This is a genomic window from Vibrio sp. T20 (assembly GCF_007858795.1).
GTDB lineage: Bacteria > Pseudomonadota > Gammaproteobacteria > Enterobacterales > Vibrionaceae > Vibrio > Vibrio satsumensis.
The window spans coordinates 137,958-156,612 of the sequence record NZ_VFEB01000252.1 but is presented as its reverse complement, the minus strand read 5'-3'; the positions used below and the strand labels follow the sequence as shown (position 1 = coordinate 156,612).

Annotated in this window: 16 protein-coding genes; 9 read left to right on the top strand and 7 right to left on the bottom strand. The window is 44.8% G+C overall.

Annotation, left to right across the window (positions count from 1 at the left end):
• Positions 1 to 67 precede the first annotated feature (67 nt).
• Positions 68 to 1,042, bottom strand: coding sequence for a ParB/RepB/Spo0J family partition protein (locus tag FTW16_RS23465; RefSeq protein WP_146492676.1), 975 nt, complete (start codon positions 1,040 to 1,042; stop codon positions 68 to 70).
• Positions 1,043 to 1,047: 5 nt separating this feature from the next.
• Positions 1,048 to 2,265, bottom strand: coding sequence for a ParA family protein (locus tag FTW16_RS23460; protein ID WP_146492675.1), 1,218 nt, complete (start codon positions 2,263 to 2,265; stop codon positions 1,048 to 1,050).
• Positions 2,266 to 3,526: 1,261 nt separating this feature from the next.
• Here FTW16_RS23460 and FTW16_RS23455 point away from each other — a divergent pair.
• Positions 3,527 to 5,506, top strand: coding sequence for a replication initiator protein RctB domain-containing protein (locus FTW16_RS23455; RefSeq protein WP_146492674.1), 1,980 nt, complete (start codon positions 3,527 to 3,529; stop codon positions 5,504 to 5,506).
• Positions 5,507 to 5,888: 382 nt separating this feature from the next.
• Here the strand turns inward: FTW16_RS23455 and FTW16_RS23450 are convergent, their stop codons facing one another.
• From FTW16_RS23450 to FTW16_RS23440, 3 genes are read right to left on the bottom strand one after another with little or no spacing between them, the layout of a single operon-like run.
• Entirely contained in the window at positions 5,889 to 6,407 is a 519-nt protein-coding gene (locus tag FTW16_RS23450) for a transcriptional regulator (protein WP_146492673.1), read from the bottom strand.
• The gene (locus tag FTW16_RS23445; RefSeq protein WP_146492672.1) at positions 6,404 to 7,336 is read right to left on the bottom strand and encodes an ATP-binding cassette domain-containing protein; all 933 of its coding nucleotides are present in this window, start codon (positions 7,334 to 7,336) and stop codon (positions 6,404 to 6,406) included. The genes FTW16_RS23450 and FTW16_RS23445 overlap by 4 nt, the downstream gene beginning before the upstream one ends.
• A 9-nt stretch (positions 7,337 to 7,345) precedes the next feature.
• Positions 7,346 to 8,170: an ABC transporter ATP-binding protein gene (locus tag FTW16_RS23440; protein WP_146492671.1), complete on the bottom strand. Its 825-nt coding sequence runs from the start codon at positions 8,168 to 8,170 to the stop codon at positions 7,346 to 7,348.
• A gap of 362 nt (positions 8,171 to 8,532) precedes the next feature.
• Between FTW16_RS23440 and FTW16_RS23435 the strand changes: the two genes are divergently transcribed.
• Complete coding sequence (locus FTW16_RS23435; protein ID WP_004736928.1) at positions 8,533 to 8,727, top strand: PA3496 family putative envelope integrity protein; 195 nt, start codon at positions 8,533 to 8,535, stop codon at positions 8,725 to 8,727.
• A gap of 263 nt (positions 8,728 to 8,990) precedes the next feature.
• On the top strand, positions 8,991 to 9,476 hold the full coding sequence (locus tag FTW16_RS23430) for an NADAR family protein (protein WP_146492670.1): 486 nt from the start codon (positions 8,991 to 8,993) through the stop codon (positions 9,474 to 9,476).
• 182 nt (positions 9,477 to 9,658) lie between these two features.
• Here the strand turns inward: FTW16_RS23430 and FTW16_RS23425 are convergent, their stop codons facing one another.
• Entirely contained in the window at positions 9,659 to 10,417 is a 759-nt protein-coding gene (locus FTW16_RS23425; RefSeq protein WP_146492669.1) for a substrate-binding periplasmic protein, read from the bottom strand.
• A gap of 88 nt (positions 10,418 to 10,505) precedes the next feature.
• On the opposite strand from FTW16_RS23425, the gene FTW16_RS23420 reads away from it, so the two are divergent.
• Positions 10,506 to 12,911 carry a response regulator gene (locus FTW16_RS23420; RefSeq protein ID WP_146492668.1) on the top strand — a complete coding sequence of 802 codons (2,406 nt, stop codon included), beginning with the start codon at positions 10,506 to 10,508 and terminating at the stop codon, positions 12,909 to 12,911.
• Positions 12,912 to 13,026: 115 nt separating this feature from the next.
• Here FTW16_RS23420 and FTW16_RS23415 read toward each other — a convergent pair whose 3' ends face one another.
• Positions 13,027 to 13,755 carry a UTRA domain-containing protein gene (locus FTW16_RS23415; protein WP_146492667.1) on the bottom strand — a complete coding sequence of 243 codons (729 nt, stop codon included), beginning with the start codon at positions 13,753 to 13,755 and terminating at the stop codon, positions 13,027 to 13,029.
• A gap of 211 nt (positions 13,756 to 13,966) precedes the next feature.
• Here FTW16_RS23415 and FTW16_RS23410 point away from each other — a divergent pair, with 211 nt between their 5' ends.
• From FTW16_RS23410 to FTW16_RS23390, 5 genes are read left to right on the top strand one after another with little or no spacing between them, the layout of a single operon-like run.
• Positions 13,967 to 15,049 (top strand): ABC transporter substrate-binding protein, encoded by a 1,083-nt coding sequence (locus tag FTW16_RS23410; RefSeq protein ID WP_146492666.1) that lies wholly within the window; start codon positions 13,967 to 13,969, stop codon positions 15,047 to 15,049.
• 33 nt (positions 15,050 to 15,082) lie between these two features.
• Positions 15,083 to 15,961: an alkaline phosphatase family protein gene (locus tag FTW16_RS23405; RefSeq protein WP_146492665.1), complete on the top strand. Its 879-nt coding sequence runs from the start codon at positions 15,083 to 15,085 to the stop codon at positions 15,959 to 15,961.
• Positions 15,958 to 16,851 carry an ABC transporter permease gene (locus FTW16_RS23400; protein ID WP_146492664.1) on the top strand — a complete coding sequence of 298 codons (894 nt, stop codon included), beginning with the start codon at positions 15,958 to 15,960 and terminating at the stop codon, positions 16,849 to 16,851. The genes FTW16_RS23405 and FTW16_RS23400 overlap by 4 nt, the downstream gene beginning before the upstream one ends.
• Complete coding sequence (locus FTW16_RS23395) at positions 16,851 to 17,636, top strand: ABC transporter permease (RefSeq protein WP_146492663.1); 786 nt, start codon at positions 16,851 to 16,853, stop codon at positions 17,634 to 17,636. The genes FTW16_RS23400 and FTW16_RS23395 overlap by 1 nt, the downstream gene beginning before the upstream one ends.
• The gene (locus FTW16_RS23390; protein ID WP_128163087.1) at positions 17,636 to 18,655 is read left to right on the top strand and encodes an ABC transporter ATP-binding protein; all 1,020 of its coding nucleotides are present in this window, start codon (positions 17,636 to 17,638) and stop codon (positions 18,653 to 18,655) included. Before FTW16_RS23395 ends, FTW16_RS23390 begins: the two co-directional genes overlap by 1 nt.

The window sequence follows — 18,655 nt, the reverse complement described above, 5'->3', positions numbered from 1 at the left end:
CAGTTTATCACAGCCAAATAAAAAGCCGCATAAAGCGGCTTTAGAGTAGTAATGAAAAGTCGTCGACTTAGTCGAGCTTCGATTGTACGAAAGCGAGGATTTCTTCCATTGTCGCATCATCAATTTTCTTAAGGTTCAACGCTAAATTTGAACCTTTGCGGCTGTATGAAGCGCGGCCTTTAATTAGCTCTACTTTTGGAGACGCTTTCTTCGCTGGTGCAGGTGCCAGTTCAAGAATCCAACCTTCTAAGGTTTCGGTAACGTCTTTGGTCAAGCGAGTTACGCCTTGAGCTTCACTACGCTGCCATACAAAACCTTCTGAAGCATCACACTTAGTCAGTAGTGTTTGTTGCTGTTCGCTCGTTAGGCCACCAAATTGTTTGTGTAGTTTAACAATCGTTGGACGACCAAGGTCACTCACATTTGGGTAAGCTTGTAGCAATTCAAGTGGCAAAGCCGCCGCTTTTAATGCGCCACTCACCAAAGCTTCACTGCACTGGAACATTTTCGCGAGTGCTTTTTGATCTTCAGCTTCGCCTTTATCTAGCTTCGCTTGCATCTCTTTGCCCTTCTCATACAGAGAAAGTGGTTTGTGAGCGTTTGCAACATCAGATAAGAACTTAGCGTGTTCGCCGTTAATGTTTTCGGCAACGTAGATAAGGAACTCTTTGTCGGCCAAAATACATGACATACGACGACGGCTACCGTCGAGAACTTCAATCTTGCCGTCTTTGTTCTTACGACCAACTGCTGGGTATTGCTGGCCGCGTTCTTTTAACGTAGTCAGTACGTCTGAAAGCGCATGTTCATTTAAGAAAGATTGCTCACGTGCATTCTCTTCAAAAACAACCGTTCGAGTTGCCACTTCAGAAGCAGGAATTCGAACCAATTCAAATGAAACCAACTCTTCGCCCGCAACTGAAAGTTCAATCACTTGAGCCTGTTCTTTAGCAGCAGTTTGCGCTTCTTGAGGCGTTGCTACACGACGTTTGTTTGCTTTACCAAATAGCTTTGCATTTAAGTCAGATGTTTTAATTGCCATTGTTGTTATCCCTGATTAAGTGAAGGCCAGTTGCTGTGTAATACACGCTCTAATTCTAGAGCACTTTTTTGTACTGCGTCTTGAGCGACAGCCAGAGTTTTCTTACCACCTTCGAAGTCGCTAACCGTGAGATCGAAAACCGTGCTGTAGGTATCGGCGCAGGTTTCAAAAGCACGGCTTCTTGGAATCGTCGCCATCATAACTTGGTCATTCAGCAGGTAGTTCATTTCAGTGAGAACCGAAACCTGTTTCTTGTTGTCATCTTCGAACATGGTTGGCATAAGGCGAACAAACTCAAGCCCTTTCCAATCGTCCGGGAACATCTCGTACACCGTTGGTAAGTGCTGGAAGAAGTTAACCGTTGAAGCCCAATCCAAACGCTTTGCAGCACATGGAATCAGAAGAGCGTTCGACGCGTACATTGCGTTCCACACTAGTGGATCTACGTGTGGGCCGGTATCAATCATAATCACATCAAAATCATCGGCGATTTTGTCGATAAGCTTCTCTTTCAGAAGACGAACGATATCAAGTGACTGATCTTGAGACAGGCTTTGCCACGCTTCAGCGTTAAACATCGCATCTTCTGGGAATGCAGAGATTGTCTTTAGGTTTGGATACTGAGTTGGCAAGAGTACGTTTTTGCGAAGAAACTCTAGGTCAACTTCTTGGCCTTCAGGCACGTTGTCCAACATGATATCAACGGCAGAATAAATACTGTCGTGCTCTGCACCACTGATTTGTGGGTTTAAGAACAGACGTAATGAACCCTGTGGATCCAAATCAATCAGACAAATGCGGTAGCGCTTGTCTAAATTCAGAGACAAACAAGCCGCTAGGTGAACCGCTGTCATTGATTTACCGGTACCGCCCTTCTGGTTTTGTACGTTGATAATCCAAGGTTTGTTGTCTGCATGCTGTTTGCGTTGGTGGAACTTTGGCACTTCCGCCGCGTCCATCAGCATGTGAGCTTCAGTCAATGAAATCGAGTAATGATTGGCGTTGTTCTTTGTGAACTGGTGACCATCCGCTTCAAGCTTGGTAATCGCCTCATCCAATTTTCGACGAGTTAAGCCAGAACGAGTCTCCATCATAGCTTTAGACATTGGAGGGAAATGTTCATCACTTCGCTCTTCCAGAATAATCTCAATTCGGTCAGCCTGAACTTGTTGAGTTTGTTCGGCCAGCTGATAGAGCTTTTCAATCGTTTGTTCTCTTTTCATTGCCAGTTTCCGTAATGATTAACTAAGTACAAATTGTACAGCGATTAACAACAAACACAACAAAAACATGAACATACATTTATGAGTAAAATCACATAAAATAGACTGTATTTTTACAGTTTGATGAAACAACGGCTAAGACAAACACAAAAAATGACCGTTTTTGTTATGTATAACCATGCTATTTCTGGCTTACATTTGAAATGTTACAGCATCACTTATTTACAATGTAAATGCAATTCCATCAAAAAACCTTCGGAACGATTGAAATACGACCGTAGATTACGGTTCATGTGATTTGCATTCGAAATTGTGAGCTTTTCAACCGAGAAGTAGTCAAAACCCAAAAATAGCATCGCAAATACCAAACCACGACGAGGTGAAGCGTCACTAGATAAAAGAAAGTTGTACCTAACACGGAAGAATGATCATGGAATACATCACACGTAAGAGAATTGATAAGGCATCATTACGAAGCATGATCAAGGTGTAAACTCAGCAATATTGATCCGCACGAGTGACTGTTCGAAATGATCAACTTCCGGAAAAATGATCAAGTAAATAGAGTTCCGGAAGCATATAATTTAGGAGCTAAGTTACGGACAAATGCTTTTGCAATGGGGATTCAAGGCCTATAAGGCCTCATTGCTTGGAAATTCAATCTGCACAGACTCAGAATACAGAAACATGACAATTTCGTGATCATGCTTCCTAGATAATGCACGTCCGCTTTAATGACATCCGAGCCAGCCGTTAACACTAACTTCAGAACAAATTTTGTACGTAATAGGGTGGGAACGATAGAAAAGAGCACTTACTTGATCATTGTTCCGATAGATAAGCCATTAAAACTATCCACATTGACGAGTTAGAAGTGACTCAACAGACCATGTTCAATTATGGACTGTGGATAAGCTGTACAAGTATAATGATCATGCTTTCGAACCAATAATGATCATGCTTACAATGGCTTAATGATCATCGTTCTGATGCTTTGTGATCATGCTTTCTTCTGTTTAATGATCATAGTTTCGGATTCTTTATGATCATGCTTTCCAAACGGTTTTTTTTTTATATTTTAAATTCAGCAACTTAAGCGCAAGTTTACGTCCAGATCATTAGATCACTTAATCATTTAAGATCATATTAATCAAAAAGATCAGTTATTTAAAAGCCAATAAATTCTCTTTATTTATGATCATTCTTTCTTTATCATTCAGGAACTATAGTGAAATTACGGTTAGTGTGATACGGATCAAAAATGAAACCAGAAGAGAAATTGTTAATTAAGGCACGAAGCCACAAAGATGGTCATTTATTTGAGGTATCTGAAACAGCCGTTGAATGGATAGAACAATATCAACACTTCAAAGGTGTCACCAAAAGCATAGTTGAGCTTCTTAACCTAATTTCACTTCGTGGGTTTAGCAGCAAAGACGGATACGTTTCAACCACCGAGATTATTGAATCAACCGATGGTCAAGTCACTCGCGCGGCCTTACAGCAAAGGCTAAGAGCCGCAGTAAATATTGGATTGTTCAAACAAATCCCCGTTCGCTTCGAAGAAGGCCTTGCTGGTAAAACCATGCTGCACCGCTTTGTGAACCCAAACCAATTGATATCGGTACTGGGTGCCACCAGCTTGGTGACAGAAAGCGTGAAGCAAAATGAAAAGCAGAAGCGTTCTAAAGCACTAGCTCAAACCAAAGTAAACAAACGCTTACTCAATGAGCATGGACTTAATACTCCCCCAACGATGAAAGATGAAGCGGATCAATTCATTGTTTCGCCAACCAATTGGGCGGGGATTATTGATCAAGCGTTAGCGCCACCTAGAACTCGCAAGAGCTATCAAAAATCCATGGTCTCGATCTCTGGCACTCGAGCTGTGATCGAGACACGATCTTCTAAAAATATCATGACAGTTGACGATCTGATGACGCTATTCGCGTTATTCACACTCACGGTTCAATATCATGATCATCATCAAGATGATTACCATCTAGACGCGAAGCACACGCCGAACAAAACTCCACTCTACATCACTGATATTTTGTCTTTACGTGGCAAGAAAGACAGTGGTCCAGCACGTGATTCGATCCGCGACAGTATTGACCGTATCGAGTTTACGGATTTCCAACTGCATGAGCTTACTGGCCGTTGGCTTAGTGAGAACATGCCAGAGGGCTTTAAGAGTGATCGTTTCCGATTCTTAGCTAGAACCATTACCGCATCGGAAGAGGCTCCTACAGAGGGCTCTGACGGCGAAATTCGCATTAAACCGAACCTATACATCCTGGTTTGGGAGCCTTCTTTCTACGAAGAGCTACTGACGCGTGATTATTTCTTCCTATTTCCGCCAGAAATTCTGAAACAACATACCTTGGTCTTCCAAATGTATTCGTACTTTAGAAGCCGTATGGCACGCCGTCATTCAGATTGCATGTTGCTCAGCGAGCTTAACCAGAAGTTGGCGCGTAACATCGATTGGCGTCGTTTCTCAATGGATCTGATCCGTGAGCTTAGAAAGCTTGGTGAGGCCAGCGATCAAGAAGATACTTTTCTGGTTAACCTTTGGGGTTATCACTTGACGATCACCGCGTTGATCGAAAAAGGCAAAACGACGGATTATCAAGTAGATATCAAATGTAATGTGGAAGAAGTATTACGATATTCAAGAGCGCGTACTACCAACGCCGGTAAGCGTAATATGGCGCCAACGCTGCCGAATCCACTTCGTAACGAGATGGTGTCTAAGCAGAAGCTGGAAGAGTTGTCTGAGATTATCGACGGTGAGTTTGAGCCAATTCAGCGTAAAGCACCGTCGCCAAGAGGTAAATTGGGACGTCGAGTTAAGCAACGTAAACATTCTGTTGAGATCAACGCTGACGAGATCATGATTACTCTCTCTAAATATACCTCTGCAGAGGCTCTAGAACGCAGTATAACGGCTTTATCCGCAATGACAGGGCACTCACATGCCTCAATCAAAGAAGAGTGCTCAGAGCTCATTGAGAAGCTTGATTGGTTGAGAGTAGGGGAAGACGTTATTCCATACGAAACATTGAGTCGTTTGATTGAGCTTTACAACGACCGTGATAGCACCAGCAATCGACACTTGTCCATTGAACGTTTGATCTCTGGTTTAGCTGTGCGTCGTAAAGTGTGTAAACAGGTTCACGAAGGTCACCTTGACGAAAACGTGTTCCTTGCGCTCGATGAAATGGCGATTGGCCACTAGTCATTATCCTGTAGCGATAAGCCTGTATTTACCGTTGATGAATGGATAGTTTTGAACATATTAGATACTGATTAAAATCGCACCTAACGCTGACAAAGTGATGACAAAGTAACGCACCCAGTTGATTATTATTTATTCCGAATAGACAACCTTTGTCCTTTCTTATGATTAATAGATTGGCTCATATTTTGTTACATCATACTGAATAGATTTTTGCGAGTTCCTAAGGGACTCGCTTTTTTTTTGCCTGAAATTCAGTGAATCATTAAAATTCAATAGCTTATAGAATTAAACTCCGAAGCATGATCAAGGCTAGATCATGCTTTCTACGGATCTAACTTTGATGAGATTTTGATTTGATGTTTGATCGAGAAGGACTTGATCAGTGGAGGTGGCGTTGAATACTACCTTGATCATCGTTTCGGGGATGGGTTGTCATAAAGCGTACATGTGATTCGATCAATTTCTCTGACTCTGCTTTCCAACGTGGTTTTTGCTGTTGGTTCGTAAACTCCAAAGCCAATACACACAAGTGTTGTAGCCGTTGTATGCACCACTCTTGTAAGGCTGGTTCTGATTTTGGGTCACATGACACGGCTTGCAGCTTGCTATAGGCAAACATCAGGTATTGGTAGGCCTTTTCTTGATGGCTTGAGTTGATGGCCTTCTGTGAAGCCAACTTCGGATTCGATAAGTCAGCGAGGTGGCGATAGAAAGTAAAGATTCTCAGACATCCGTCTAGCCAACATGCGATGCCTTTGCTTTGTTCATCCGTGATCAAAGGCCCCCAGAGTGCATCTGGAGGCGTTAAGATCAAAGGTTCCAACCGTTCCACTTGATCATGCTTTCGGTCTTTGTACCAATCTCCGATTCGCTCTAACCAAGTGTCTAGTTCATTCATGCAACGTTATCCCATTGTTTTACAAAATGATTATCAGCGACTTGCTTGATTTCATGCTGTATTTCGCTGCTCTGCTCTCGAATACGATCTGCGTCTATGGAATAGTTTGGCTCATTTTTTACGAGTTCGCCAAACGGCAGATCAGGATCCGGCACCGCTGAGATCAACAGCTTGGTATATGGGTGCTGCGGATTCGTTAAGATCGACTGGGTTGATCCCCATTCAACGATCTGCCCTTTGTACATCACCGCTGTTTCTTCTGCGATGTAGTGTGCGGTCGCAAGGTCGTGGGTAATGTATAAGAAGCCTATCCCAAGCTCTTTCTTCATTTTTTGCATGAGATTGAGCACGCCAAGTCGAATTGAAACATCCAACATCGAGGTTGGTTCATCAGCAAGAATGACTTCAGCCCCAACCGCAAGCGCTCTGGCTAGGTTAACTCGCTGTCTTTGGCCTCCACTGAGCTCGTGAGGGTATTTCGCGAGCGTTTCGACGGGCAACTCCACCAGCGTGAGTAACTCTTTAAGGCGTTCTTCTAGAGCCGCTTTATTGGCGACTTGCTTATGAATCTTAAGCGGGCGCGTTAAGTGGTGCTCTATGGTGTGAGTGGGATTGAGTGAGCCAAACGGGTCCTGAAACACCATTTGAACACGGCTGCGGTAATCCAAGATGTCTTTGCGGCTCTTGAGCGTAGAGATGTCTCTGCCGTTGAACAAAATCTCTCCCTCTGTCGCAGGGTAAACCTTAGTCATCAGCCTCGCGCAGGTGCTTTTCCCGCAACCGGACTCGCCAACCAGTGCTAGCGTTCTTCCTGCATATAGGTCAAAGCTCACGCCGTGCAGCGCTCTGAATATCTCTTCTTTGCCAAATCCACCGCCAACAGTGAACTCTTTGACGAGGTTTTTTACTTGAAAAATTGGTTGTGACATAGAGCTCTCCTAGCACGCTGTCGCGTGAGCATGTTCGTGAATATTAGGGAAAGAACTCCATAGCTTTTGGGTGTAGGAGTGCTGCGGATTGTTGCGAATCTCGTAGGCTTGATTGACTTCAACGATTTGGCCATGGCGCATGATGGCAATGCGATCACACAGTTGGCTCATTAATGCTAAGTCGTGGGTTATGAAGAGTATCGAGAAACCAAACTCCTCTCTGAGTTGATGTATCTGCTGCAGAATTTCACGCTGGACAACCACATCTAAAGCCGTTGTCGGCTCATCCATGATGATCAGCTTAGGGTTGAGGGCGAGGGCAATAGCAATCACCAAACGTTGACGCATGCCGCCACTGAATTGGTGAGGGTATTCCGTGAGTCGGTTGCGCGGAATGTTGACCAGGTCGAGTAACTTCTCTGCGCGATCTTTGGCTTGTTCATTGCTCATACCTTTATGGTGGCGTAGCACATCAGCAAATTGTTCTTCGATGGTTAATACAGGGTTGAGTGAATTCATCGCACTTTGAAAAACCATAGCGATCTCGCTCCAGCGCAAGGTATTCAAATGGCTGTCTGACAAGCTCAGCAGATCTTGTCCACCAAAGAGTATTTGGCCTCCGGATATGAACGCGGGCGGCTTATGAAGGCGGTTAATGGCAAATGCGATGGTACTTTTGCCACAGCCAGATTCTCCGGCTAAGCCAAAAATCTCACCTTGGCCTATGCTAAAGCTGACGGATTTGACCGCGTTGAAATCACCGTCATCGGTGATGTAGTCGACACATAAATTCTTCACTTCGAGAAGTGGTGTATCTGAAATTCCCACAGACATGATAAATACTCAGTTATGATATTGATAACTATTATCATTAGCATGTGTTGAATTTAGTGAAAGCGATCAGCACAAAAAGAATGAAGTGCCTCGAAATTTATCTTGGGTTATTTCACGAATTTTCAGCGGAAAAGAAGAATTGGAAGAGGGGAAAATGAGAGTTGGATCAAACCACATTTCTTATGGGGAATCTTTTAAATGTAATTGCAGAAAATGCCTTTGGCAAAGTTTAAATGAGGCATTTATTAATTAGGTTTGTGAAGCGTCGGAATCATCACATTTCAGTACAGATTTTCTTAACAAGCGAAATAGCATTTGCTACAGATTACCTGTCCATTACATGGTGCTTTTCGGAGGAAAACATGTCCATTAATTCTATCAACCATGATGAAATGACAAATATTGCAAACAAGTGGGATGCTGAAGAAGAAGTATCTTTCAAACCAGAAAAGAAAATGAAGTCTGCTGAAGCTCGTCGTCGTATCGAGGCTCTAAGAGAAATTAGAGAAAGCGGTTTGAGTCTGGAAGAAGCGAGGGAGCTAGGTCTTATTCACTAATAATCCCCATTGCATTTAGAAGGGTGGCACCATGCCACCCTTTGATTTATAAGTGCTTTTTCATAATTCCTATCTAGATTAAATCAACATTTTGATTCTTTAGATCTTTGCTTCGCTTAGCTGATCCCTTTTGATATTACGTTCTTTAGATGAAAAACACGCACATGGCATACTCTTGAACTAAGTTGTTTGACAGTAATATGCAACGCCACTAATTTTAAAGTTAAAGCAAAAATATGTGATGTCGTTGGTAAGGAGAGGCTATGTCTAATTCTGTGGCACAAGCTAAAGAAGTGCTGTTTTATGAACCTGAAGATCCGAACGGATACCTGTCAAATTTTGCGGCTTGTCCCATCAAGGTAGGTGATCAAGTTTGGGCAACCAGCGAACATTATTATCAAGCGATGAAGTTTGCTTCTGAAGCATTACGCAATACCATTTTGGAAGCCAGTACCCCTGCTGAAGCGTTCTCTTTAAGTCGTGACTATGAAGACCAAGTTCGAAAAGATTGGTATGACATTCGTGTTGAAGTGATGCGATTCATTGTGACCGAGAAGTTCAGACAGAACCCACAATTTGCTCTGTTCCTGACGGGGACAGGCGATTCAGTGATTAAAGAGCACTCTCATAAAGATCACTTTTGGGGAGATGGGGGCGATGGAACTGGTGAAAACCACCTCGGTGAGATTTTGATGGCAGTGCGTCAAGAGCTTCGTACTCAGCAACTGCATTTGATTGCTGCGCATTAAATGAATTGACTCGAGTTCTAGTGATACGTTTGTTAAGCCTTCACTAATAAATTAAAAGGCCGCCCTGTAAGCTTACAGAGCGGCCTTTGTCATTGTTAGTCACTAGGTTGACCAAAAGTACAAAAACGTGTCACGAAGTCATTCATGGGCTATTAGCTAATCAAGTGAGCGCTAGCCAAATGCTATAGATAGCTTTGTACAATGTCGTTGAGCTGCCCATCGTCTTTCATCTGGTCCAGACGTTGGTTAATGAAGGTTTGCAGTTTAGGGTCCATCTCAGGGTCGAACGCTAAATGGATAGGGTAGTTATTAATGACTGAACCGAACTCTTGCATCTGGTAGTCATCAATACTCAGCTTCTGCTCGTTTAGGTTGTATTTGATTCGTGATTCCATTTCAACAAACACTGTATCACCAGGTGCACGGTTCAGGACTCGAAAAGCCGCGCTGTAATCCTTAACTCGAATCTCGTTGAGCTTACCTTGTTTGATGTATGGCTCTAGGTTCGGATATTCAAACCCCACCAGCAATACCACTGCTTTTCCGTCTAGATCGTCGATTGTATTAAACTCAAACGGCTTCTTACCGCTGCTGAGTAGCACATGTTTTACATTGTAAATCGGATCTTCAGACAGGTTAACAGATTGGATATTTCCCCAACTTGGGCTGCCGTAGGTTACCCAGTTTGGGTTCTCTCTCGCATCGAGTTTGTCGATCATTCGATTAAATGGGTAGGTGTGGTACTTGATCTCATACTGGCTGTCATCGAATACCGCTTCAACGATATCAGAAACCATTCCTCTGTGAGATGACCCGTCAGTTTCGATCTGAAAAGGTTGCGCTTGGCTCGCAATAATGTAGTAGTGAAGAGGTTCGCTTGCAAGAGCATAACTGCTTGAAAACAAACTGACTATGGATGCAACGATAAGATGTTTTTTCATAACCTTCCCTAGTTATTTGATGAATGACTACTATTATACTAGTTGAGTAATTGTAGTTTGCTAGGATAACAATAATGGTAATTTGTGTATGGTGAAAAAAGGAAAACGCTATATTGGACTCTCCCGACAGTTGATCGGGACTATCATAGCAATTAGTACCTTATTCACAGTTATAGTGACAGGTCTCGGGTTGTATGTAGAGTATCAAAGTCGAGTTTCTTTTATTAGTTCTCAGATCGAACAGGTTAAGGCTGGCTATCTTTCTGGCTTAACAGCGAGTTTGTGGGTTGAAGATCGAGAGCAGTTGCTTGTGCAAGCTGAAGGCATCTCTCGCCTCCCCTCAGTTAGCTATCTTCTTATCGAAAGCCCTGATGAAAAAATTCTAGAATTAGGTAAAAAGACTGAAGGTCAGTCTTATTCTCAGTCTTGGGAAATGGTTCACCAAATGGCGGGGACAGATTTCCCATTGGCGACGCTCACGGTGCAATCTGATTTGAGCATGATCCTCAATGACTTTGAAGAACGCGTACTATTACTACTCGCCTTCGAAGCCGTTAAAATCTTCTTGTTGTCTCTGGTGTGTCTAACGATAGTGTATCGCCTCGTTGTGAAGCGTTTAATGACCATGTCTTCCCAGATCAATCAGCAACGAGTAGAAGACAACAAACCGCGTTTTTTAACACCAACCGATTCGACTTACAAAGATGAGATCTCGACGCTAGAAAGCAGTTACAACCAGTCAATTGAACGCATTCGTCAACAGTACCAAGAACTGGAAAAAGCCAAAGATATCGCCGAGGTGGCTAACCGTAACAAAAGTGAATTCCTGGCTAACATGAGCCACGAGATCCGTACCCCAATGAATGGGATTATCGGGCTGTCGTCTCTGCTTTCTGAAATGGATATGCAGAAAGAGCAGAAAGAGTATGTCAATATGCTCAACACCTCTTCACTTACCCTGCTAGACCTGATTAATGACATTCTCGATTATTCGAAGATTGAAGCGGGGCGACTAGAGCTTCAGCAAGAGCCGATGAAAATGATGGGCATTGCGGCCGACGTTGAGTCAACCTTCCGAGTAAAAGCGGAACAGAAAGGACTTCGATTTCAATTGGCGATCGACCCTAAGATCCCAACCATGGTGATCGGTGATGGTACTCAACTAAGACAAGTCCTAAATAACTTAGTCGGCAACGCAATTAAATTTACTGAGCATGGTCATGTCACGCTCTCGCTTCGTTTGGAAGAAGTGGTTGAGCCTGAGCAAAAACTCAGAGTGAAGTTCGAGGTTGTCGACAGCGGCATCGGTATTGCAGAAGACAAACAGCAATCGGTATTTGATAAGTTTCAACAAGCCGACGGCAGTACCACGCGTATTTACGGAGGCACTGGGCTTGGTCTAACAATATGCGAGAAGATAGTGACATTGATGGGCAGTAAGCTTGAACTAACCAGTGTTGAAGGTAAGGGCAGTACATTCTATTTTACGGCTGACTTTGACCCATGTTTAGAAGCCGACGAAAGCAATATCGATTTCACTAAGGTTTCGGTTTTGCTAGTGGATGATAGCCAGCTGAACATGCGTATAACGTCTACACAGCTTCAATCCTTCGGCGTTAAGTCTCAGTGCTGTGAAACGGCAAACCAAGCGTTAGATTTGGTTTCAGAGTCTGTGGCTAAGTCATCGCCATACGATTTAGTGCTGATTGATAAAGTGATGCCGTCGGTTGATGGCTTCCAACTGGCAAGAAGCTTGGTCGAGCGCTTTGGTAGCGAGTGTCCTAAGTTAGTGATGATCTCCGCCGACCCAAGAAAGCAAGATGAAGTTCGCGCGAAACAAGTCGGCTTTGTCGCTTACATCGCTCGCCCTTATCAAGACAATCAACTTAAGTGGACCATCAGTGAGGTGCTTGCGAGAGCCGCTGATACTTCAACCTTCACCTATCCAAATCGAGGCGAGGTAGCGTTTAAAGACAATGAACCGGTACCAGTCACCAAACCTGCGACTGTTGCTAAGCCAGCACAACCAGAGAAAACGGCTTTAAAAGAAGAACCAAAACCTGCGGCGGTCACAACCTCTTTTAGTGGCAAAGTCTTAGTTGTGGAAGATTCGAGAGTGAATCAACAAGTGGCCAAGATGATGCTTAAGAAGATCGGGTTTGAAGTCGACATTGCCGACAACGGTAAAGTTGGAGTCGATAAATTCAAATACAATGAATATGTGATGATATTTATGGATTGTCAGATGCCGGTTCTTGATGGTTTTGAAGCAACCAAACAGATCCGAGCACTCGAAGAGGGGACGTCGAAACATATCCCAATCGTAGCGCTGACAGCCAATGTAGTGCAAAGGGATAAGCATTTGTGCTTTGATGTGGGCATGGATGAGTTTTTACCTAAACCGGTTAACCAAGGCAAACTGAGAGAGATCGTAGCGAGTTTTTTGTCGGATAAGAGCGAGTTAGCGGGAGAAGGTGAACAGAAGATTGTTTAGTCTGTGCGCCATTATATCCGATTGTTAAACCTAAAAACTCCGACCTAATCCGTCGGAGTTTTTGTATATGCTAGCTTTACTTCCTCCCTTATTGCGAGACCTAAGCCATACGGCGTTACCCGATGCTATCAATGTGGATCACCACAGAATCTGGTCGCCAGTATTCCAATTCACAGTCCATTAGCTCGCCATCTTGTTTGTAGTTTACACGGCAGATCTTCAGCACTGGCTGACCTTCAGCTAGGTTTAACGCCTTAGCGACATGCGCAGGAGCGGAAGTGGGAATGACATCAAAGCGCGATCGTTTGGTCTCGTAGCCGTATTTTTCTCGGTAGATTCCCGTCAGCGACATGGTGAGATTTTCCGACAATACTTTCTCAAATAGCGGTGCTTTCAGTACGTTTTCAACGAACAGTACCGCTCTACCATCAATAAAGCGTAATCGCTCAATCACGTGTATTGGCGTTATCTGCTCTATCTCTAATGCTTTGGCGTAGTCGCCAGCCGCCATCTCTGTGCGAGTGCTCAGCAGTCGTGTTTCTGCAATGCGATCTTGTTCGCGAATCATTTGATGAAAGTGAGAACGAGATAATGGATTGTAGCGAATACGTTCGGGTGACACATACCAGCCTCGGCGCTCCTCTCGGTATATTAGACCTTCAGTTTCTAACGACACCAATGCATCTTTGAGCGTGATTCGAGTGGTGGAAAACAGTTCGCTGAGCTCTCGTTCGGATGGCAGTTTTTGCCCCTCGGTGAAGATACCCGATTGAAGTTGTTCTCTGATGCTCGCCTTAATTCTACCTAGCTGTGTCCCTGATTGCGCTGTTGCCAATGTTCTCATTACTGATCTAGTCCATAAGTTCGTGTGCTCAATAAGGTAAACCATGGATTTAACAGGAATGTGACAGTAAACAAAGGCTTACTGTCATATGAGTGAAATAGAACTGCCATGAAAATGCACCCTAACTGTCAAATAAGTTGCGCGAAAGCGTCACACTCTGGCGATAGCATACAAAACGAACTTACTGACCTAGTCCAGAGGGATAGAGACAATGAAAACTTTGCTTAGCCGTTCAACTGTATCGCCAGCCAAACTGATTGGCGCAACATTAATAACGGCAACACTTTCAATGCCAGCGATGGCGAAGGATACTGATCTTGAGTCACTGATTGAAGCCGCTCAAAAAGAGGGTGCGGTTTACAGTGTGGGCATGCCAGACAGTTGGGCAAACTGGAAAGGCACATGGGCTGATCTGAAAGCGAACTACGGTTTGAAGCATCAGGATACAGACATGAGCTCAGCACAAGAGATCTCGAAATTTGAAGCAGAGAAAAGAAATGCAACCGCAGATATCGGTGACGTTGGCTTCGCCTTTGCACGTGTTGCGGTGAAGAAAGACGTGACTCAGCCATACAAGCCAAGTACTTGGAATGATATTCCGGACTGGGCGAAAGACAAAGATGGTCACTGGGCTCTGGCTTATACGGGCACTATCTCGTTCATCTCAAACAACAATCTTGTCAAAGACGCCCCAAAATCTTGGAGTGACCTACTCGAAGGCGATTACAAAGTTACTGTTGGTGACGTAGGTGTCGCAGCACAAGCTAACAACGCGATTCTAGCGGCGGCATTTGCGAATGGCGGTGACGAGTCGAACCTAAAACCGGCGATTAAGTTCTTTGGTGAACTAGCGAAGCAAGGCCGTCTATCTTACACAGATCCAAGCATTGCGAACCTTGAAAAAGGTGAAGTGGAAGTCGCGATCATGTGGGATTTCAACGCACTGAACTACCGCGACAAGATTGACCGTGAGCGCTTTACTGTAAATATTCCACAAGATGGTTCAGTGATCTCTGGTTACACCACCATCATCAATAAATACGCGAAAAACCCGAATGCCGCGAAGCTGGCTCGTGAATACATCTTCAGTGACCAAGGCCAGATCAACCTAGCAGAAGGTTACGCGCGCCCAATCCGCAGTAACGTGACGCTTCCTCAATCAGTACAAGACAAGCTGATCTCGAACGAGCAATACAGCAACGTTCATCCAGTCACTGATTTCTCAGCATGGGAAAAATCAGCACGTCGTCTGCCGCGCCAATGGCAAGAAAGCGTCTTGATTCATCAGCAGTAATCCATATTCAAAACAAGCAACAGAGAATAGACCATGAGCAATAAGGTTATCCTTGTTGTTCTAGATGGACTGAATTATCAGGTAGCCCGTGATTGCATGGGCTACCTGAACGGTCTTCTAGAACTGAGTGATATGCATGAAAAGCAGGGCGATTTGCAGAATAAAAAGATCACTTCGCAGAGCACGCAGAAAAACAAACTTCGTGCCACGCTTTACCCAATGCAGTGCGAGCTGCCGTCCATGTCACGTCCACTGTATGAGTGCATCTTAACCGGAGTTCGCCCCGTTGAGAGTGGCATTGTCAACAACCAAATCGTGCGTTTATCGAATCACGAATCGATTTTTAGCTTGGCCAAATCGCAGGGCAAAGTGACGGCTGCCGCGGCGTATCACTGGGTGAGCGAGCTGTATAACCGAGCCCCCTTTGATGCGGTGCGTGACCGCTTTACCAACGACGAAACCATGAACATTCAACATGGCTGTTTCTATCATTGGGACCACTACCCAGATGAAGCCTTGTTCTTGGATGCTGAGCATTTGCGTGTCACCCATCAGCCGGACTTCTTGCTGATTCATCCAATGAACATTGACGACATGGGCCACAAGCACGGGTTGGACTCTCGCCAATACCGTAATAGTGCACGTGGCGCCGATATCTACCTGTCGAACTACCTTGAGAAATGGGTGGACGATGGTTATCAGGTGATCATCACCAGTGACCACGGCATGAACAATGACTTATCGCACGGCGGCATTCTGCCTGAAGAACGTGAAGTGCCATTCTTTGTGATTGGCGATAAGTTCACACACCAAGCATGTTCAGTGAAACAGACTGATATTTGCGGCAGTGTGTGTCAGCTACTCAACCTTGAACACGATAAATCTTACACTCAGGAATTGTTGGCCCTATGAGCAGTTCTGTAATCACGCAGAGCGATGGCTCTGCACTGAAACCTCAAACCAAATCTTGGTTCAAACGCTTCAAGCCCGCTTTGTGGCTTGCGCCTTTCGCCCTGTTTTTCTACCTGTTCCAACTGGCTCCTATGGTTTGGGTGCTGATCAACAGCTTCTTCTACGACGATGAGCTTTCCTTAGAAAACTACTCTGAAGTCTTCGATTCAGCCTTCATGATGCAGGCCTTTGGCAACAGTTTATGGCTGTCAATTTGGTCGAGTATCTTTGGTTTGGCGATTGCGACTCTGCTCGTTTCTTCATTGCGCCGTGTCGACTCTAAAATCCGCGACGCAGTGATTGCTTTCACCAACATGAGCAGCAACTTCTCTGGGGTGCCTCTGTCGTTCGCCTTCATCATCATATTAGGCACAAACGGTGCGATCACCTTATTGCTCAAGCAGTACGGATTGCTGGGAGACTTCGACTTGTACGGCAAGTGGGGTTTGCTAGCAATTTACATCTACTTCCAGATCCCATTGGCGGTGCTGTTGCTGTATCCAGCGTTTGATGCCCTTAGCGATGACTGGCAAGCCGCCTCAGCGCTGCTTGGTGCGAAAACCTGGCAATACTGGACCAAAGTTGCGCTTCCTGTGCTTTCCCCTGCTTTATTTGGCACCTTCATTATCTTGATTGCCAATGCGATTGGCGCCTATGCAAGCGTGTATGCGTTGACTTCGGGCAACTACAACGTGATTACGATTCGAATCGCGAGCTTGGTATCTGGCGACTTGTTCCTAGAACCTAACCTAGCCGCTGCAATTTCCGTGATTCTGATGGCGATGCTGGCCTTTATCACTGTGATTAACCAATGGCTGATCAGCAAAAGCTACGCAGGGAAGAGAAAGTAATGAACACCACAAATACTCACTTTCATAAAACTGTGGTCTATTCGATCGTTGGCATCATGATGATCCCGATCTTAGCAACCTTCATCTACTCGATCTCGTCGCGTTGGGGCGCCACGATCCTGCCTGATGGCTTTACTTTGGATTGGTACATCAACCTGCTGACGGATCCTCGCTTCTTACAAGCCTTTGGCCGTTCACTGTTTATTTGTATAGCAGCATTATCACTGAGTGTAGTGTTGATTCTGCCTGCGATTTTCGTGGTGTTTTACTATTTCCCGAAACTCGACAAGGTCATGAATATCATGATCTTATTGCCATTCGCAGTACCGCCAGTGGTGTCGTCGGTGGGTTTGCTTCAGCTGTATGCCGATAGCGAAATTGCTTTGATAGGCACACCATGGATTCTGATTGGTACTTACTTCACCATCGCGCTGCCATTCATGTATCGCGCGATTGCCAACAGCTTTGAAGCAATCAACCTACATGACTTGATGGACGCGGCTCACCTGCTTGGTGCAAGCACTACTAAGGCGTTCTTGTTGATTATTTTGCCAAACCTTAAAAAAGGCTTAATGGCATCGCTGTTCTTGTCGTTCTCGTTCCTACTTGGCGAGTTCGTGTTTGCCAACATCTTGGTGGGGACACGTTACGAGACACTACAGATTTACTTATACAACATGCGTCAAACCAGCGGTCACTTCACGTCAGCCCTTGTGATGACGTACTTCCTGTTTATTTTCTTACTGACTTGGTTGGCAAGTCGTTTCAGCCAAGGAACCAAATAATGAGCTATGTAAATGCGAAAAACCTCACCAAGCGTTTTGGTGACAACACAGTATTTGAAGACATTGAATTCTCCATCGAGAAGGGGGAATTCATCACGTTACTTGGCCCAAGCGGCTGTGGTAAATCAACGCTACTGCGTAGCTTAGCAGGCTTGAATCCGGTCGATGGTGGCGAGATTTGGGTGAATGGTGAAGAGATCACTCACCAAGTGCCGCAAGAGCGTGGCATCGGCATGGTGTTTCAATCTTATGCGCTGTTCCCGAATATGACGGTTGAGGGCAACATTGCGTTTGGCCTTAAAATGAAAAAGCTGGCCGCTGACGAGATTAAGCGTGAAGTGGCGAAAGTGATTGGGCTGGTGGACTTATCGGGCAAAGAGAAGTTCTACCCGCATCAATTATCAGGTGGCCAGCGTCAGCGTGTGGCATTGGCCAGAGCCTTGGTGGTCAAGCCGCGTATTTTATTGCTTGATGAACCACTTTCAGCGCTGGATGCGAAGATCCGTAAACATCTGCGCCAACAGATCCGAGACATCCAAAAAGAGATGAATCTGACCACGATCTTCGTGACTCATGATCAAGAAGAAGCGATGATCATGTCTGACCGTATCTTCCTGATGAATAAAGGCGAGATCGTCCAAGCCGGCACACCTGAAGAGATCTACACTCAACCAGCTAATGAGTTTGTGGCAGGGTTCATGGGACACTACAACTTGGTACAAGCGAACAAGGCTAAGCAGCTGTTTAATATTGAAACCGAGTGGAAGGTGGCGATTCGACCTGAATCTATCTACGTTAAAGAGCAAGGTCGACAATATGGCGAACATATCTCTGCGCCGAAAACTGGCACTATTCGTAACCACCAACTGTTGGGCAATGTGATTCGCTACCAAGTGGATGTCGACGAGTGTGAGCTGACGGTCGACCTGCTGAACCGTTCTTCTGAACGATTATTGGCAAATGGCAGCCAACTTGAACTCCTGTTTAACCTTAACGAAATTCAACCAGTGAGAGCCTAA

What these genes read in the sequence shown, in the direction of transcription:
- FTW16_RS23465 (WP_146492676.1), bottom strand. Translation starts at nt 1,042, where the DNA reads ATGGCAATTAAAACATCTGACTTAAATGCAAAGCTATTTGGTAAAGCA.
- FTW16_RS23390 (WP_128163087.1), top strand. Translation starts at nt 17,636, where the DNA reads ATGAGCTATGTAAATGCGAAAAACCTCACCAAGCGTTTTGGTGACAAC.
- FTW16_RS23450 (WP_146492673.1), bottom strand. Translation starts at nt 6,407, where the DNA reads ATGAATGAACTAGACACTTGGTTAGAGCGAATCGGAGATTGGTACAAA.
- FTW16_RS23440 (WP_146492671.1), bottom strand. Translation starts at nt 8,170, where the DNA reads ATGTCTGTGGGAATTTCAGATACACCACTTCTCGAAGTGAAGAATTTA.
- FTW16_RS23400 (WP_146492664.1), top strand. Translation starts at nt 15,958, where the DNA reads ATGAGCAGTTCTGTAATCACGCAGAGCGATGGCTCTGCACTGAAACCT.
- FTW16_RS23395 (WP_146492663.1), top strand. Translation starts at nt 16,851, where the DNA reads ATGAACACCACAAATACTCACTTTCATAAAACTGTGGTCTATTCGATC.
- FTW16_RS23435 (WP_004736928.1), top strand. Translation starts at nt 8,533, where the DNA reads ATGTCCATTAATTCTATCAACCATGATGAAATGACAAATATTGCAAAC.
- FTW16_RS23415 (WP_146492667.1), bottom strand. Translation starts at nt 13,755, where the DNA reads ATGAGAACATTGGCAACAGCGCAATCAGGGACACAGCTAGGTAGAATT.
- FTW16_RS23455 (WP_146492674.1), top strand. Translation starts at nt 3,527, where the DNA reads ATGAAACCAGAAGAGAAATTGTTAATTAAGGCACGAAGCCACAAAGAT.
- FTW16_RS23425 (WP_146492669.1), bottom strand. Translation starts at nt 10,417, where the DNA reads ATGAAAAAACATCTTATCGTTGCATCCATAGTCAGTTTGTTTTCAAGC.
- FTW16_RS23410 (WP_146492666.1), top strand. Translation starts at nt 13,967, where the DNA reads ATGAAAACTTTGCTTAGCCGTTCAACTGTATCGCCAGCCAAACTGATT.
- FTW16_RS23420 (WP_146492668.1), top strand. Translation starts at nt 10,506, where the DNA reads ATGGTGAAAAAAGGAAAACGCTATATTGGACTCTCCCGACAGTTGATC.
- FTW16_RS23430 (WP_146492670.1), top strand. Translation starts at nt 8,991, where the DNA reads ATGTCTAATTCTGTGGCACAAGCTAAAGAAGTGCTGTTTTATGAACCT.
- FTW16_RS23405 (WP_146492665.1), top strand. Translation starts at nt 15,083, where the DNA reads ATGAGCAATAAGGTTATCCTTGTTGTTCTAGATGGACTGAATTATCAG.
- FTW16_RS23460 (WP_146492675.1), bottom strand. Translation starts at nt 2,265, where the DNA reads ATGAAAAGAGAACAAACGATTGAAAAGCTCTATCAGCTGGCCGAACAA.
- FTW16_RS23445 (WP_146492672.1), bottom strand. Translation starts at nt 7,336, where the DNA reads ATGTCACAACCAATTTTTCAAGTAAAAAACCTCGTCAAAGAGTTCACT.